Here is a 15,291-nt window from a genome sequence, read left to right on the forward strand (position 1 = left end):
CAAGACCGCTGCGCCGGCGTCTCAGGGCAGGTTGACGAAATAGCCCGTCAGCATCAGCAGCGCGCCACCCGACATGGTGTCGCCGGTGCCATTGACGTGGTAGCTCGCATTGATCGGTTCGCCAGGGCCAAAGTAGGCCAGCACGTTGTGGTTGATGAAGTTGCGCGTGCCCAGCACGCCGGTTGGCCCGCGCACGCCGGTGAAGGCGAGCGTGGCATAGGTGGAGCCGCCGAAGCCGGAGCTCACGAACCCATTGGGCAGCGTGCCGGCGGCGGTATCTACATAGCCGCTGATGTGGGTCAGCACCAGGCGCTTGCCCACCGGGACCTGGGCAAAGTTGAAGACGCAGACCGTGCTGCCGCGGCAGTTCGTGTTGGCCTGGGTCTCCTGGTAGGGATTGCGCCCGGGTTCATCGATCGACTGGACCAGCGCAGCGCGGGTCTGCGCCATCGCGGCGGGAGCCCAGGACACACCAGCCATCGCGAAGGCAACGGCCATGGCTGAGGTCAGGCCGTGACGGGTAATCAAGGTCAATGTCATGTTCTTCATCCTTCGTTGGGGGCCAAGGGCCTGCGACGCCGCGCGGACCAGCCGGCGGCGCAAGCCGCCGTCAAGCCCAACAGGGCGCCGCCGGGTTCGGGCACGGTGGCCGCCTCGGGCAACGTCACCGTGAACGCGTAGTGGCCGTCGCCAAAGTAGAGCGGCCCGCCCAGGGCGGTGAAGCCATCGCCCAGCACGCCGCTGCCGAGGTTCTCGGCGAACGACAGGTTCTCGAAAACGCCGATCGCCAGGGTGTAGTCGCCGGCACTCAGCAGCAGGTCCTGCGTGAAGTCACCTCCCACGCTCACCGCGTGCAGGTAATTCGATGCACTGAAGCCGGCCGTGGCCCAGTCCGTGCCGCTGAACAGCGTGAAGTAGGGATCGATGCCACCCGCCGCAAAGCCCAGGCTGGTGACGCTCACCGTTCCGCCCAGGGCGACATGCAGCACATGTAGGGCTACGTTGTTCGCGCTTGCCAGTTCGTCGATGAACTGTGCCGCGCCCATGTCCGATGCCACGAGCGCGGTGTTGCTGGGATCGTCGAGCTTGCCGCTCAGCGAGACCACGGCGGCCAGCACCGGCCCGGCAAGCAGGGCCAGCAGCGGCCCGGTCAACCCCCGCGAGATTCTGTTGAACATGGTGGGTACCCCGCTCGGATTCGTTGATGGCGGCCCATTCTGCGGGGGCAGGCCCGCTGAAGGGACGCGCGCCGGGGTTCATTCTTGGGGCTCCCCCCAATCCGTAAGTCCGGCGGCATGGCTTGGCTGCGTCGTCGGGATTCTTGACACCCGGCGCCATGCCATCGCTGGAGACCGGCGCAGGCTGTTGATTTCAGAGGTGATCTTCATGCGGGCATGCGGATTGCGTCGCCAGGCGCAGGTGCGCCTCATGGCGCGCATCTTGGATTGAACAACTGGAGCACCCATGCGCAAGCTCTACCGAACCACGGCATTGGCCGGCCTGTTGTCAGCCAGCGCGGCGACCGCCCTGGCGGTGCCTCTCGTGACCTTTGGCTACGATGCAACGGCCAACAAGGTGGTCGTGCCAGGCAATGCGCCGGCGATAGCGCGGGCCAGCTTCGAGACGGCGCTCTTCAATCTGGGTGGTCCGTTGCTGCGCGAGGACATGGAGGGCATGAGCGTCACGGACCTCCAGAACAAGTCCCCGATTGCGTTCTCCTTCGGCAGCGTGACGGGCACGGCCGTCACCCCGTCGACTGAAGCTGTGAGCCTGCCCATCACCGGTGTGTTCAACACCACCAGTGGTGGGTCGAAGTTCATCGATGCGACGGGCGACGTGACGATCACCTTCGGCCAGGCGCTCTCGGGTTTCGGCCTCTATCTGACCGACCTGGGTGACTTCAATGGCGCCCTGCTCACGGCGACCGTGGCGCTGGTCGGCGGCGGCACGGCGCAAGTGGATGTCCAGCGCGGTGGCGAGAATGCCAGCCTGCTGTTTTTCGGCGTCCTTGAGTCCGACCTCAATGTCCGCTATTCCAGCATCACCTTCAATACCAACGCCGACACGGGCAGCCCTGACGTGTTCGGGATGGACGACTTCGTGGGCTTGGTGCGCGTGACGGATGGGCAGGTCCCCCTGCCTTCCACCATCAACCTGCTTTGGGCGGGCCTGCTGGCGCTTGGAGTGAGCCGCCGGCGAAATAAAACTTAAGGCGCGCTTTGCTTGGGCCTTGAGCGCCGGCCAGGGGCCGAGACTTCCGGCACGGCGCGGCGCCGCGCGGCAAGCCATTCGGTCGGCGTGGCCCCCGTCCTCAGCACGAAGGCGCGCGTCAAGGCGTTGGGGCTGCCATAGCCCACCTCGTCCGCCACATGCTTGAGCTGCTGCCCCTTGGCCAGCAGACCCTGGGCCAGGCCGATACGCCAGCCTTGAGATGGCCCTATGTCAGCACCGCGCGCAGCAGATGGATCAGGACCAGTTCGCTCAGGCGGTCCGCGGCGGCGCCGATAGCTGCGCGATCAAGGGGCTGCCGACGGGCGCTCCGTACACCCCCGAGGCCCGGCGGGTGATTCTTCCGCGCGCCGGAACAGCCAATTCCCCCACGGGTGATTTCTGAAGTGCGGGGCGCTCCCTAGAGTGCCGACCCAGGCCTGCGGCATTGCGCAGGACCTGCAAACACTCCAAATCGCATCCACAAAGGAAACCCCATGAAAGCAGCCATCATCATCCTGTCGGACCCCAAGAACGGCGGCGAAGACGCCCTGGGCCGCATGTTCAACGGCCTGGCCGCCGCCTACGACTTCAAGCAGCGCGGCACCGCCGTCTCGATCTACTTCCAGGGTGCTGGCACGCGCTGGCCCGGCGTGATCAGCCAGGCCGACCATCCCGTGCATGCGCTGTTCAAGGCCGTCGAGGGCGAGATCGCCGGCGTCTCCTGCGGTTGCGCCGATGTGTTCGGCTCGCGTGAGGACGCTGTGAAGAGCGGCTTCGATCTGATCACCGACAACAGCGTGCCCGGCACCTCCGGCCTGCCCAGCCTGGGCAAGCTGGTGGCCGACGGCTTCACCGTCTTCACCTTCTGACGCAGCGCTGAGGAGAAACGACCATGACCTTTGCATTCCATGAGGGCGAGCGCGCCGTGCAGGCGCGCGCCGGCGAGGCGGCGATGGCGCTGCGCAATGCCAGCGTGATCACCGACACGGTGATCGCGGGCGCCCGCGCCTTCATCGAGAAGCAGCTCATGGTCGCCACGGCGACCCGCAACGCCGAGGGCCAGCTCTGGGCCTCGCTGCTGTCGGGGCCGCCGGGCTTTCTGCGCAGCCCGGAGGGGCGCGCGATCGAGATTCAACTCGGGGTCGAGCGCCGCCAGGCGGACGATCCCTTCTGGCAAGACCTGGCCGCGGGATCGCGGGCCGGCCTGCTCTTCATCGAACTGGCGACGCGCCGGCGCTACCGCGTGAACGGCCGGGTCGAGCATCTGGACGCCGAGATGGCGCGGCTGGGCATCGCCGAGGCCTACCCCAACTGCCCCAAGTACATCCAGCGCCGTCACCCCCGGAGTGATGCTTCGGCCCCGGCGGCCGAGCCGGCGTCGACGCGCCGCGGCCACGCGCTGGATGCCGCGGCCATGGCCCTGCTGGCCGCGGCCGACACCTTGTTCATGGCCACCGGCGCCCCCGGCGGCGAGCTCGATGCCTCGCACCGCGGCGGCCCGCCCGGCTTCATCCAGTTGCTGGATACAAGGCGCCTGCGCGTGCCCGACTACGCCGGCAACAGCATGTTCAACACCCTCGGCAACCTGGCGCTCGACCCCGCCTGCGGCCTGGTGGTGCCGGACTTCGAGCATGGCCGGCTGCTGCATCTCAGCGGCCGTGCCAGCCTGCGCTGGGACCTGCCGGATCCGCAGGGGCTCAGCGGCGGCACCCAGCGCTTCTGGGAGTTCGAGGTGGACGACTGGCTGGCGCGCCCTGCGGCGAGCAGGCTGGCCTGGGAATACCTGGACGCATCGCCCTTCTTGCCCAAGGCCTCCGCATGAAGCTCGTCGTCCATCAGATCCTGCAACATGGTGCGGCGGTGCGCGAGATCCGCCTGCGCGATCCACAGGGTCAGGTCTTGCCTGCCTGGCGCGCCGGTGCGCATCTGCGCCTGCAGCTGCCGCTGGCGCAAGGCGAGCCGCTGCAACGGCATTACTCGCTGCTGGGCCCGGAGGGCGCGGCGCAGGAGTACCGCATCGCCGTGCTGCAGGATCCGAACTCGCGCGGCGGCTCCCGCTGGATTCACACCCAATTGCGCGAGGGCGCGCTGCTGGACGCTGACGCGCCGGTTGACAGCTTCCCCCTGCAGGCCGGGCAAGGCCGCAGCGTGCTGGTGGCCGGCGGCATCGGCATCACGCCCATGCACGCCATGGCCCATGCGCTCAACGCGCGCGGGCAGGACTTCGAACTGCACTACCTGGCGCGCAGTGCCGAGCGGCTGGTGCTGCTCGACGAACTGCGCGCCCTGCCGCACGCGCGCCTGCATCTGCACGTCGGCGGCAAGGCTGCCGCGCTGGACGACATGCTGGGAAGCTACCAGGCCGAGGCCAGCCTGCATGGCTGCGGCCCGGTGCCGCTGCTGAACGCGCTGCGCGAGCGCGGGGCTGCGCTGGGCTGGCCGGAGGCGGCGCTGCACTTCGAGAGCTTTGGTGCGCGCGCCGCCAGCGGCGACCGCCCCCTGCGCGTGCACATGGCGCTCAGCGGCATGAGCGTGGACGTGGCGCCCGGCACCTCGATCCTGGATGCCTTGATCGCCGCCGATGCCTTCGTGCCCTATGACTGCAAACGCGGCGAATGCGGGCAATGCCACAGCCGCGTGCTGGACGGCAGCCCGCTGCATCGCGACCTCTGCCTGAGCGCGGCGCAGCGCGAGCAGGGCCTGTGCATCTGCGTGGGCTGGGCCAGCAGTGCGGAGCTGACGCTGGAGCTGTGAGCCCGGCGGCCCACGCAGCTCAGAGACCCAACTCGCTGAGCGATGGATGGTCGTCGGCGCGACGCCCTTGCGGCCAGTGGAACTTGCGCTCCTCGGGCTTGATCGGCAGATCATTGATGCTGGCGTGGCGCACCGCCATATAGCCGGCGGCGTCGAACTCCCAGTTCTCGTTGCCGTAGGCGCGGTACCACTGGCCGGAGTCGTCGCGCCACTCGTAGGCGAAGCGGACGGCGATGCGGTTCCCGCGCGGCCGCGGGGGGACGATGTTCATGCCTGCTGTTGGGGATGCCACAAACCGGGCATGTCGACATGCCCGGGCAGGGCCTGAAGGCGTGCGATCCAGCCGCAGAGGTGGACGTATGGCGCCAGCTCGACGCCGCCCTCCGGCGCCAGGGCGATATAGGGGTAGATCGCAAGATCGGCGATGCTGGGCCGCTCGCCCGCGAGCAACCACGCCTGATCGCGCAACTGCGCGTCCAGCACTTGCAGCAAGGCCTGGCTGCGCTGCGTGGCCGCCTCCACATCGATGCTGCGGCCGAACTTCTTGTGCATGCGCAAGAGCGCGGGGCCGTGCGCCACTTCGTTGGCGGCCGTGGACAGCCATGCCTGCAGCGCACCCAGCCGCGCCGCGTCCTCGGGCCACCAGGCCGGCCCGCCGTAACGCGCCGCCAGGTAGACCAGGATGGCCTGGCTGTCGCGCACGACCACCTCGCCATCCACCAGCACCGGCACCTGGCCGAAGGGATTCATGGCGAGGAACACGGGCTGCTTGTGCGCGCCGCCGGTGGACGCCAGCAACTCGTGCGGCAGCCCCAGCATGGCGAGCAGCAGGCGCACCTTGTGCGCGTTTCCGGAGAGGGGGAAGTGGTAGAGCTTCAAGGCAAACCTCGGGCAAAGCGAGCGGAACAAGCTTGCACTGTGCCGGGCTTGCCCCGCTTGCGGAACCGCCGCCGCGTGAAAGACTGAGTTGCAGCGGCCGTATCAGTGCGACGCTCAGGCGCCCGGCCCGCAATCCAGGCAGCGCTCGACCGGCGGCGGCCCCATGCGCAGATCGCGCTGCAGCAGGCGCAGCGCGGTGCGCAAGCCCTCCTCGATGACCGGGTGGTAGAAGGGGCTGTCCAGCATCTCCTGCACGGTGTCACCGCGCTGCACCGACCAGGCCAGCAGATGCGCCAGATGCTCGGCGCGCGGGCCGATCATCTCGGCGCCCAGCAGGCGCCCGCTGCCCTGCGCGGCATAGACATGCAGGGCACCGCGATTGACGCCCATGACGCGGCTGCGCCCCTGGTCGGCAAAGGACACATGGCCCGCCAGAAAGGCCTTGCCGGCCGCCAGCAGCTCGGCATGGCTGTGGCCGGCGATGGCCATCTGCGGGTCGCTGAACACCACGGCCAGGGGCGCGCGGCGCGGCCGCACGCGCACGTCGGGCCAGCGGCCGGCGTTGTCACCGGCAATGCGGCCCTCGTCCGCCGCCTCGTGCAGCAGCTCGCGCTCGCCGTTGGCGTCGCCGGCGATGAACACGGGGGCCGTGCCGATCTGGCCGGTGTGCCGGTCGTAGGCCGGCAGGCCATCGGGGCCCAGCATCAGACCGCTGTGCTCCAGCCCCAGCCCGCTCAGGCGGGGGCGGCGCCCGGCCGCCGCCAGCACATAGTCGAAACGCTCGGTGCGGCCGTCCAGTTCCAGCAGCACCTCCTCGCCCGCACGCCGCAGCCGGGGCGCGGGCTGGTTCAGCGACAGCGCCAGTTCGGCGCCGAACAACTCGCGCGCCAAGGCCTGCAATGCCGGGTCGGTGAGGGGGCCGACGCGCTGGCTGCGGCCCAGCACCCGCACGCGCACGCCAAGGCGATGCAGGGCCTGCGCCAGCTCGAGCGCGATCACGCCGGTGCCGAGCACGAGCACGGCACGCGGCAGGTCGTGCCAGTCGAACAGCTCGTCGTTGCGTATCAGGCGCTCGCCCAGGGCGGCCGCCCAGGCCGGCTCGATATGCGGTTCCGAGCCCGCGGCGATGACGACGCGCTCGGCGTGCACGCGGTGCGCCTGAGCGTCCACACCGCTGACTTCCAGGGTCAGCGGCGCGATGAAGCGCGCCCAGCCTCGCAGGCGGTGCTCGGGCGCCCAGCCCTCCACCGCCTCGGTCACGAAGCCGACGAAGCGATCCCGCTCGCTGCGCACCCGGGCCATCACGGCCACGCCGTCAATGCGCGCCGGGGCATCGACGCACACCCCGAAGCGGCCCGCCTCGGCCACCGCATGCGCCGCCTCGGCCGCGGCAATCAGCAGCTTGCTGGGCATGCAGCCAACGCGGGCGCAGGTGGTGCCATAAGGGCCGCCCTCGATGGCCAGCACGCTGCTGGTGTGCGCCAAGGCGGCGCGATAGGCGGACATGCCCGCCGTGCCACTGCCAATGATGGCAACCTCGACCCGGTGTTCACGCATGCATCGCTCCTTGAGGTGTCAGGGTAGTCCGGCTGGGTGCCGGTGCATTGGAAACCAGCCGCCGCGCGCCGCGCTCGGCAATGCGCTTCAGTTGAGCGCCGGGCTGGCGCGCAGCCGTTCGATCGCCAGATCCAGAAATGCGCGCGCCTTCTGCGAGGCATGACGCCCCTCGCGGTGCACCAGCTGCACCGGCAGGGGCGCCGTCTCGAACTCGCTCAGCAATATCTTGAGGCGCCCTTCGCGCACATGTTCCGCGACCTGGTAGGACATCAGGCGCGACAAGCCAAAGCCAGCCACGGCGGCGGCCACCGCTGAGTCATTGCTGGTGGTGATCATGCGCGGCTGCAGCTTGACGATCCTGGCTGCGCCGTTCTCCACCAGGCGCCATTCGGGCGCGGGGGTGACGCCGCTGGCGGAAACAATGGTGTGGGCCGCCAGCTCGTCCGGGCTTTGCGGCACGCCATGCCGCTCCAGATAGCTGGGCGCCGCGCAGATCACGCGCCGCACCTTGCCGACACGGATCGCCTGCATCGAAGAGTCGGGCAATTCGCCGATGCGCACGGCGATGTCCACGCCCTCGTCCATCATGTTCACGACGCGATCGAGAAACCAGCAAGAGGCCGTCACCTCGGGATAGCGCTGCAGATACTCCGTCACGATGGGGGTGACGTAGAGCGCGCCGAAGAGCACCGGCGCCGTGAGCGTCAGCCGCCCTCGTGGTGCGCCGTGCAGGCCGCTCACCGATTCGTCGGCCTCGGCCAGTTCGGCCAGGATGCGCCGGCAATCCTCCACATAGCGCGCCCCCGCGTCCGTGACCCGCACCACCCGCGTGGTGCGCGTCAGCAGGCGCACGCCCAGATGGGCTTCCAGCTCGCTGATGGCCCGCGTGACCGCGGGCGGCGAGATGTTGAGCTTGCGCGCGGCGCCGGCAAAACCGTTCGCGTCCACCACCGCCGTGAACACATTGATCAGGTGCAGTCGGTCCACTGTTTCTCTCCACGCAACGGTGTCTTGGATTTGCAGGTGATTCTAAGCAGCGGGCGATTCAAGGACAGTTCATCCATTCGCTCAACACAGGGCGGATGAGACCAAACCCCAATCAACTTGCCCCTGCTACCCACCGGAGATTGAACATGTCGCGCATCAGCATCCCCAGCATCGAAACCTCGCTCGAAGCCTCCAAGCCCCTGCTGGCAGCCGTCAAGCAGCAACTGGGCGTGGTGCCCAATCTGATGAAGCTGGTGGGCCACAGCCCCGCCGCGCTGGAAGGCTATCTGTCGCTGAACGGCGCCCTGGCCAAGGGCAAGCTGAGCGCGCAGCTGCGTGAGCGCATTGCCCTGGCCATCGCCGAATACAACGGCTGCGACTACTGCCTGTCGGCACACAGCTACCTGGCCGCCAACGTCGCCAAGATCGGTGCCGCCGAAATCGACGCCGCACGTGCGGGTCGCTCGGATGACGCACGCAGCGCGGCGGCGCTGCAATTTGCCCGCCGCGTGGCGGAGACCCGTGGGCGCGTCTCCGACGCTGACCTGGCCGCCCTGCGCGCTGCCGACTTCGATGAAGCCAGCGTGGTCGAGATCGTGCTGAACGTGGCCCTCAACGTGCTGACCAACTACGTCAACAACGTGGCCGCCACCGACATCGATTTCCCGGCGGTGCACGCCAAGTTGGCCGCTTGAGCGCCGGCGCCACCAACCGCTGCAGCGCGTACTCAAGGATGCCCGGCGGACGCCGGCAGCTCAGTGCATCCGGCAGTGGCAATAGACGAATTGCTGGATCGCGCCGGCCGGCGTCTGATGCGCCTCGCTGAGGTGCTCCAGCAACTCGAATGAGCCGCCGAACTGGGCGTGGAGTTCGCCCGGCGCGTAGCGCACCACCGGCAGGCCGCTGCATTGCGTGGGGCCCTCGGGTCCGAAGGCGGCCACGATGACATGCCCGCCCGGCCGCACCGCGCGCCGCACCCGTTCCACATAGGCCGCGCGCTGCGCCGGTTCGGTCAGGAAGTGGAACACCGCGCGGTCGTGCCAGATGTCGTAGGTGTTCTCGGGCAGGTCGACTCGGGTGATGTCGCCGACGATCCAGTGCACGGCATCGGCCCGCGCCTGCAGCCGCTGCTGCGCGACGGCGAGTGCGGCCGCGGAGATGTCGAGCACCGAGACCTCGAACCGCGGCTGCGCCATCAGGTCGTCGACCAGCGTCGAGGCGCCGCCGCCCACATCGATCACGCGGCTCGGGCCCGGGCCGGCGATCCGCCGTATCAGCGCCAGCGACTGCTGGGCATGCGGCTGGAACCAGCTGACCGTTTCGGCCGGCTTGCTCGCGTAGACCCTGTCCCAATGGTTCTTTGCTTCCATGGCAACGCGCCCCGTGGTGGATGAGCTGTGGATTGTCTCCCGGCCTCAATCGTGGCGTCTCCGAGGGGGAATTTGCGTTGACTGCGGTCAACGCGGCCCGGGCCCCGCCATGGCAGGCTGGCCCTGGCATCTCGCCGAACGGCAGCTATGGAGATCCCCATGGACGATCTGATGAAGCAGAAGATCCTGGCCCTGCTTGATGGCCACAGAATCATGACGATTGCGACACTGCGGCCGGACGGTTGGCCCCAGGCAACCACGGTGGGCTATGTGAACGAGGGCCTCACGCTGTGGTTTCTCTGCGGCCTCGAAAGCCAGAAGGCCAGGAACCTCGCGCACGATGATCGCGTGTCGCTCACGGTTGACCATGACACGCCCGACATCATGTCGATCACCGGCCTGTCGATGGCGGCGCGAGCCCAGCGCGTGAACGACCGCGCCGAGGCGGAGAAGGTCATCGCGATGCTGCCGCTGAAGTACGCCGATGCGCCACCCGCGACCGCGCAGATGACGATGCCCAGGCCGGAGGAGGTGGCGATCTTCCGCGTGGTGCCCGAAGTCGTCTCCGTGCTCGACTACACCAAGGGCTTTGCGCACACGGATCTCGTCGTCGTCTAAGGCCGGGCTCACAGCGATTTCAGGTATTCGGCCAGCTCGGCCATCTGCTGCTCCGTGAGTTGCAGCCCTCGCCTGGCGTTGTAGCGGCGTGCGACGTCGAGCAAGCTGGCGGCGGAGCCGTCATGGAAGTACGGCGCGTGCTGCCACACGCCCTTGAGCGGTGAACTGCGGTACTGCCGGCTGGCCGAACGCGCGGCGTAGCTCGGCGTCTCCGGTTCGGCCATCGAGTCCGCGGCTGGGTGCAGGGTGCTGTTGGCATCGCTGAACAGGCTGCCGCTGTGGCAGCTCGCGCACTGGCCCGCCCCTTCGAACACCAGCTTCCCGCGGGCGGCGGCATTGGCATCGAAGCTCCCCGCCGGCGCGGGCGGGGCCGCGAGCGACAGCTGATAGGCCTGCAGCGCCGGCAGCTTGGCCGAGACCAGATCCTGGCTGCCGTTGCTGATGCTCAGCTGCAGGCGCGGCTCCGTCACCGTGCCCTGGCCACCCATTTCCGCAACGGCCACATAGCGGTTCCAGTACGCGAGGTCCTGCCCGTCGCCGGTCACCGTGATGGCATGCAGGCCCTTGAGACCATAGGCGGGAGGAATGACGACGGGCTTGTTCAGGCCGTCGATGTTGTGGCGCGGATCGAACTTGCCCGGCCCCCAGCTCCGGTACACCTTCTTCATTGCGTCGCTGAGCGCGGGCGACAGGGCGATGATGGCGCCGGCGTTGAGGTCGCGGTTGGCCCAGCCATCCAGGCGCTTGCCGATGCCCGGCGCGAACGAGTTGTCGACCGTCGAATGGCATAGCGCGCAGGTGATGCCGACACGCTTGAGCACGTCCTGCCCGTTCACCGTCTCGACCGTGCCCTTGAGGCCCAGCACCGCGTCCAGCTTCAGCAGGGCGATCGTCGTCGCGGGCTTGCTCAGGTCGATGCTGCCGTTCTTGATGCCTTCGACGACGCTGGCCGGCAGCGCCTGGGCATCGACCTTCAGGCCGACGGACAGGGCCGTGGCGGGATCCACGGCGGCGCTGATGACCTCGTGCATGCGCAGGGTGTCGGTCCAATGCGCTTCGTCGCCAAAGCTGTCGTAGCGGAAGATCTGCCGCCCCTGCTCGGCCATGGCCGCCGCATCCGCTGCTGTGGTGTCGGCGGACGGGGTCTCGTCCGCGCCGCCGCAGGCCGTCAGCGTCACGGCCGCGGCCAGCGGCAGGGCCCAGTACGTTCGCAGGCCCCTGCCCATCACCGGCCAGGCCTTGTTTGCTGTGTTGCGTTCAAGCATGTCGCTCACTCCTGATGTTTGGCCGGACCCGTGGCCCGGCATTGCGGGCTGGCGTCCAGCGCGCGAAGGTAGGCAATGAGGTCGCGCCGCTCCCGCGCGTCGGCGATACCGTCGTAGGTCATGCTGGTGCCGGGTACGGCCGCCAGCGGTGCGGCCAGAAAGCGGTCCAGCGTGGCGGCATTCCAGACCCAGGGCTGCGCCTTCATGGCCGCGCTGAAGGCATAGCCCGGCAGGCTCCCGGCGCGCCGCCCGAACAGGCCACAGTGCCGCGGCCCGACGCTGTCGTACGCCGGCGCATGGCAGCCCATGCAGCGCCCATACAGCTGCTCGCCGCGCAGCACGTCCGGGGTCTGCTGGCCGGGACCGGCCCTGGCGGTGATGCTGGCCGCGGCGGCCAAGCCGGCGATCAAGACCTGGCACCACCGCCGGCCGGAGGCGCGCGCCCACATCCGGCGGCTCACGACATGAAGGCGCTGGGGATCGGCACCTCGCCCAGTGCCTGCCGCAGGATGGCCCAGTGCATGGCCTCGTCGCCGAGGATGCTGGCCGCCGCCTTGGCAAGCGCGCGGTCCGCGAACAGCGGCACGGCCCCCAGGTAGGCGCTCACGGCGCCCTGTTCGAGCCGCGCCGCAAAGCGCAGCACGTCGGCCTGGGTCTTGAGCTGATCCACCGGGAAGTTGTAGGCCGGCTTGGCCGTGACGGGCTTGCCCCCGAGCTGCTCCACGACCTTGGCCAGCGTCTGCGCATGCTCCTTGTGGTGGCCCTGGAAGCCGAGCGCCAGCTCCAGCACCGGCTTTTGCAGCAGCTGGCTCTGCGCGCCCAGCTGGTAGGCCGCGATGGCCTCGAGCTCCGCCCCCAGGGCGGTATTGATGATCTGCACATCGTTGGCCGTCGAACCGGCCGGGCTGGCCGCCGCCAGCGCATGCTTGCCGGCCAGCAGCGCCACGGCGGCGCCGGACAAGGACAGGCCGGAGCTGCCCAGGAACAGGCGACGCGCCATGGCGGGATTCGAGATCTGAAGGAACGACATATGAAACTCCTTGCGCGGGGTGGTAACGAGTGAAGTGGATGCCCCTGCAAAACCGAGCACGCAGGGGCGTGGGCAGGCGCTGGCGCGCTTGCGTCAGTGCCGAACGGGGTGAATGAGGCCGGTGGCGCCAGCCGGGCGCGGGCGGCTAGGGGTCCGAGGCCGCGGGGCTGGCGCAGGCTTGCGCGGCCAGGCGTGACAGCACGGTGGCGACGATGCGGTCGCAGCGCGCGCCGTCGAAGGAGAAGGCGTCGCCGGTTGCGACGTCCATGTCCTGCGAGAGCGCTTCACGCAGCAGGGCACGGGCGCGGAAGAAGCGGGTGCGCACCGTGGCGGCCGGCAACTGCAGCGCCAGGGCCACCTCCTCCACGCTCATCTCCTCGACGGCGCGAAGCACGAACACCGTGCGGAACAGCGCGGGCAGCTGATCGATGCGCGCCTCGATGAGCTGGCGCATCTGCCCGCGCATCGCCAGCCGCTCGGGCTGCTCCTGCGCGGCAGGATCGCTCATCAGCGCTTCGAGCGTCGTCGACGCAGCGGACTCATCGTCGGACGGCATGGCCAGCCCCTCCAAGGCAATCACCTGTGCGCCGCTGGCACGCTTGCGCAGGCGGCCCAGGGCTTCGTTGGCCACGATGCGCACCAGCCAGGTGGACAGCTGTGCCTCGGCACGGAAGCCGGGCAAAGCGGACCAGGCCCGCAGATAGGCCTCCTGCAACGCGTCCTCGGCTTCCTCGTCGCACTTCACGATGCTGCGCGCGGTGCGGAACAGGCGCCGGTTGTGGCGCCGCATCAAGGCCTCGAAGGCGGCCTCGTCGCCGCCCGCAGCAAGGCGCGCGAGTTCGCCATCCGGCTGACTGGCGGGATGCGCTTGGGCGTGGCTGATTGCGGGCTTGGCGGGCATGGTGCGTTCACCGGAGTTTGCGAGTGTTGCCCATTGGATGCGGAATCCGGGCGTTGCGTTCCCGGAGATATTCGAGACATCATGCGCCCGCCCGAGCAGTGGACAGCCCTCGTGCCGGATCCGAGCTCGTGCCGACCCAAAACCCTGGCAGCTCGGCGCCCCGCCCCATTGACGGGGTGTCGCCTGGTCTTGTCAGATCCGCAGGCCGCGCGAGTCGCCAGGCTCAGTCTGCCACTGCATCGGCCAAAGCAAAGGCATCACGCGTCATGTTCTCCGGCGCACCATAGTCAGCACACACAACATCGTCCTCGATGCGTACCCCGCCGAAGCGTGCCAAGTGGTGAACGAGGCCCCAATTCACCCAACGGCCGGCAGGCATCGCCGCCAAGCTCTTCAAAAGCGATGGTATGAAGTAAAGCCCTGGCTCGATCGTCAGCACCATGCCCGGCTCCAATTTGCGGGTCATGCGCAGATGGGGATGGCCCTCGGGCCTGGGCGCGAGCGTACCGACGTCGTCGGCCATAAAGCCTCCGATGTCGTGCACCTGCAGGCCCAGCAGATGGCCGATGCCATGCGGGAAGAAGGTGCTGGTGACGCGCTCCGCCAGCAAGGCTTCCGGGCTCGTCCTCACAATGCCCTGCGTGCTCAGCAGCTCAGCCACTCGTCGATGTGCACTCAGATGAATATCGCGGTAGTCGACGCCAGCACGCACCTCGTCCACCAAGGCCAACTGGAGCCGCTCCATCGCGGCCAGCAAGGCGTCAAAGCGCTCGTCGGTGCCGCACCAGGTGCGGGTGATGTCCGCGGCGTAGCCGTTCACGTCGGCGCCAGCATCGATCAGCAAGGCGCGGGATGCGGCCGGCGGGGCAAGGTCCTGGTGCTGGTAATGCAGCACGGCGCCATGCTCGTTGAGGGCGACGATATTGGCATAGGGCAGATCGCGGTCCGTGTGGCCGCTGGCGGCCAGATAGGCGCTGTGGATGTCGCGCTCCGAGGCCCCCGCCTGGAAGGCCGCCTTGGCGCTGCGGTGCGCCGGCACAGCGCGTCGCTGGGCGGCACGGAGTTGCGCCAGTTCGTAGTCGCTCTTGACCGCACGCTGGTATTGCAGGATGTTCAGGAGCGCCGGCGGGTTGTTGGGCACGCAGTCGCCCAACGCTGCATCTGCCTCACCGATGATGGCCAGACGTCCGGGCAGGCGGAGATGCTGCAGTGCTTCCTCAGGCTGGCGTATCAAGACCAGCTCAAAGTGCTCGACCCAAAATCCTTCAGGGTCGGCGGGCGGCACATGCCAGTAGTCATTCGGCTGGTGGTAGACGATCTTGGGCCTTTGGCCCGGCCGGAGCACCAGCCAGCTGCCGGGATGCGCTGTTAGCGGCAGCCACAGTTTGAAAAGCGGATTGGCCTGAAACTGATAGGGACGGTCATCCAGGAAGGCATGTTTCTCGATGCCGGCCGCGATCAGCAGTGCGTCATATCCGCAGCGTGCCAGCGCCGCCTCGGCGCGCGCCCGCAACCCCGCCAAATGGCGCCCGTACCACTCCGCCAATGGCACGGCTAGGCCCGTCGGGCGCGCCGCCAATCCAGCGCAACTCATGCCACCGCATCCAGGGCGACCTGGGGCCGCAGACGGCTCAAGGCGTAATAGACGGCAGCCGCCACGATGATGCCCAGCACCGAGCGCAGCGGGTGCGAGACAAGCAGCATTGACCCCACCCCGCC

The 15,291-nt window shown here is 68.7% G+C and carries 17 protein-coding genes and 2 pseudogenes; 6 read left to right on the plus strand and 13 right to left on the minus strand.

Annotated features, from left to right (window positions below; all coding sequences use genetic code 11):
• Positions 1–21: 21 nt before the first annotated feature.
• A complete protein-coding gene (locus AC3WQY_RS11905) occupies positions 22–540 on the minus strand; it encodes a hypothetical protein (protein ID WP_492708585.1) in 519 nt (172 codons plus the stop codon).
• Between the two features lie 5 nt (positions 541–545).
• Positions 546–1,178 carry a DVUA0089 family protein gene (locus AC3WQY_RS11910; RefSeq protein ID WP_492708587.1) on the minus strand — a complete coding sequence of 211 codons (633 nt, stop codon included), beginning with the start codon at positions 1,176–1,178 and terminating at the stop codon, positions 546–548.
• A 286-nt stretch (positions 1,179–1,464) separates the two neighbouring features.
• On the opposite strand from AC3WQY_RS11910, the gene AC3WQY_RS11915 reads away from it, so the two are divergent.
• The gene (locus AC3WQY_RS11915; RefSeq protein ID WP_492708589.1) at positions 1,465–2,211 is read left to right on the plus strand and encodes a hypothetical protein; all 747 of its coding nucleotides are present in this window, start codon (positions 1,465–1,467) and stop codon (positions 2,209–2,211) included.
• On the opposite strand, the pseudogene AC3WQY_RS11920 reads toward AC3WQY_RS11915, so the two are convergent.
• A pseudogene (locus AC3WQY_RS11920) lies at positions 2,208–2,423 on the minus strand (helix-turn-helix domain-containing protein); the annotation flags it as partial. The gene AC3WQY_RS11915 and the pseudogene AC3WQY_RS11920 sit on opposite strands and share 4 nt — an antisense overlap.
• A 282-nt stretch (positions 2,424–2,705) precedes the next feature.
• On the opposite strand from AC3WQY_RS11920, the gene AC3WQY_RS11925 reads away from it, so the two are divergent.
• From AC3WQY_RS11925 to AC3WQY_RS11935, 3 genes are read left to right on the plus strand one after another with little or no spacing between them, the layout of a single operon-like run.
• Positions 2,706–3,080 (plus strand): DsrE family protein, encoded by a 375-nt coding sequence (locus AC3WQY_RS11925; protein ID WP_492708591.1) that lies wholly within the window; start codon positions 2,706–2,708, stop codon positions 3,078–3,080.
• 23 nt (positions 3,081–3,103) lie between these two features.
• Positions 3,104–4,033 carry a pyridoxamine 5'-phosphate oxidase family protein gene (locus AC3WQY_RS11930; RefSeq protein WP_492708593.1) on the plus strand — a complete coding sequence of 310 codons (930 nt, stop codon included), beginning with the start codon at positions 3,104–3,106 and terminating at the stop codon, positions 4,031–4,033.
• On the plus strand, positions 4,030–4,965 hold the full coding sequence (locus tag AC3WQY_RS11935) for a PDR/VanB family oxidoreductase (protein ID WP_492708595.1): 936 nt from the start codon (positions 4,030–4,032) through the stop codon (positions 4,963–4,965). Before AC3WQY_RS11930 ends, AC3WQY_RS11935 begins: the two co-directional genes overlap by 4 nt.
• A gap of 19 nt (positions 4,966–4,984) precedes the next feature.
• Here AC3WQY_RS11935 and AC3WQY_RS11940 read toward each other — a convergent pair.
• From AC3WQY_RS11940 to AC3WQY_RS11955, 4 genes and pseudogenes are all read right to left on the minus strand, one after another.
• Positions 4,985–5,209, minus strand: a pseudogene (locus AC3WQY_RS11940) (DUF1348 family protein); the annotation flags it as partial.
• Positions 5,210–5,232: 23 nt separating this feature from the next.
• A complete protein-coding gene (locus AC3WQY_RS11945) occupies positions 5,233–5,844 on the minus strand; it encodes a glutathione S-transferase family protein (RefSeq protein ID WP_492708597.1) in 612 nt (203 codons plus the stop codon).
• A 114-nt stretch (positions 5,845–5,958) separates the two neighbouring features.
• Complete coding sequence (locus AC3WQY_RS11950; protein WP_492708599.1) at positions 5,959–7,401, minus strand: dihydrolipoyl dehydrogenase; 1,443 nt, start codon at positions 7,399–7,401, stop codon at positions 5,959–5,961.
• An 87-nt stretch (positions 7,402–7,488) separates the two neighbouring features.
• Positions 7,489–8,388 (minus strand): LysR family transcriptional regulator, encoded by a 900-nt coding sequence (locus AC3WQY_RS11955; RefSeq protein ID WP_492708601.1) that lies wholly within the window; start codon positions 8,386–8,388, stop codon positions 7,489–7,491.
• Positions 8,389–8,534: 146 nt separating this feature from the next.
• Here AC3WQY_RS11955 and AC3WQY_RS11960 point away from each other — a divergent pair, with 146 nt between their 5' ends.
• Positions 8,535–9,083: a carboxymuconolactone decarboxylase family protein gene (locus AC3WQY_RS11960; protein WP_492708603.1), complete on the plus strand. Its 549-nt coding sequence runs from the start codon at positions 8,535–8,537 to the stop codon at positions 9,081–9,083.
• 60 nt (positions 9,084–9,143) lie between these two features.
• Here the strand turns inward: AC3WQY_RS11960 and AC3WQY_RS11965 are convergent, their stop codons facing one another.
• Positions 9,144–9,758, minus strand: coding sequence for a class I SAM-dependent methyltransferase (locus AC3WQY_RS11965; RefSeq protein ID WP_492708605.1), 615 nt, complete (start codon positions 9,756–9,758; stop codon positions 9,144–9,146).
• Between the two features lie 159 nt (positions 9,759–9,917).
• Between AC3WQY_RS11965 and AC3WQY_RS11970 the strand changes: the two genes are divergently transcribed.
• Entirely contained in the window at positions 9,918–10,376 is a 459-nt protein-coding gene (locus tag AC3WQY_RS11970) for a pyridoxamine 5'-phosphate oxidase family protein (protein WP_492708607.1), read from the plus strand.
• A gap of 8 nt (positions 10,377–10,384) precedes the next feature.
• Here the strand turns inward: AC3WQY_RS11970 and AC3WQY_RS11975 are convergent, their stop codons facing one another.
• The 5 genes from AC3WQY_RS11975 to pepQ all read right to left on the minus strand — a co-directional run bounded on the left by AC3WQY_RS11975 (position 10,385) and on the right by pepQ (position 15,166).
• Complete coding sequence (locus AC3WQY_RS11975) at positions 10,385–11,641, minus strand: c-type cytochrome (protein WP_492708609.1); 1,257 nt, start codon at positions 11,639–11,641, stop codon at positions 10,385–10,387.
• 5 nt (positions 11,642–11,646) lie between these two features.
• Entirely contained in the window at positions 11,647–12,090 is a 444-nt protein-coding gene (locus AC3WQY_RS11980; protein ID WP_492708619.1) for a c-type cytochrome, read from the minus strand.
• 8 nt (positions 12,091–12,098) lie between these two features.
• Positions 12,099–12,671 carry a ferritin-like domain-containing protein gene (locus AC3WQY_RS11985; protein ID WP_492708611.1) on the minus strand — a complete coding sequence of 191 codons (573 nt, stop codon included), beginning with the start codon at positions 12,669–12,671 and terminating at the stop codon, positions 12,099–12,101.
• A gap of 145 nt (positions 12,672–12,816) precedes the next feature.
• Entirely contained in the window at positions 12,817–13,572 is a 756-nt protein-coding gene (locus AC3WQY_RS11990; protein WP_492708613.1) for an RNA polymerase sigma factor, read from the minus strand.
• Between the two features lie 223 nt (positions 13,573–13,795).
• A complete protein-coding gene (gene pepQ / locus AC3WQY_RS11995) occupies positions 13,796–15,166 on the minus strand; it encodes a Xaa-Pro dipeptidase (RefSeq protein WP_492708615.1) in 1,371 nt (456 codons plus the stop codon).
• Positions 15,167–15,291 lie beyond the last annotated feature (125 nt).

It is taken from the genome of Roseateles sp. FW301-B2 (assembly GCF_058788955.1).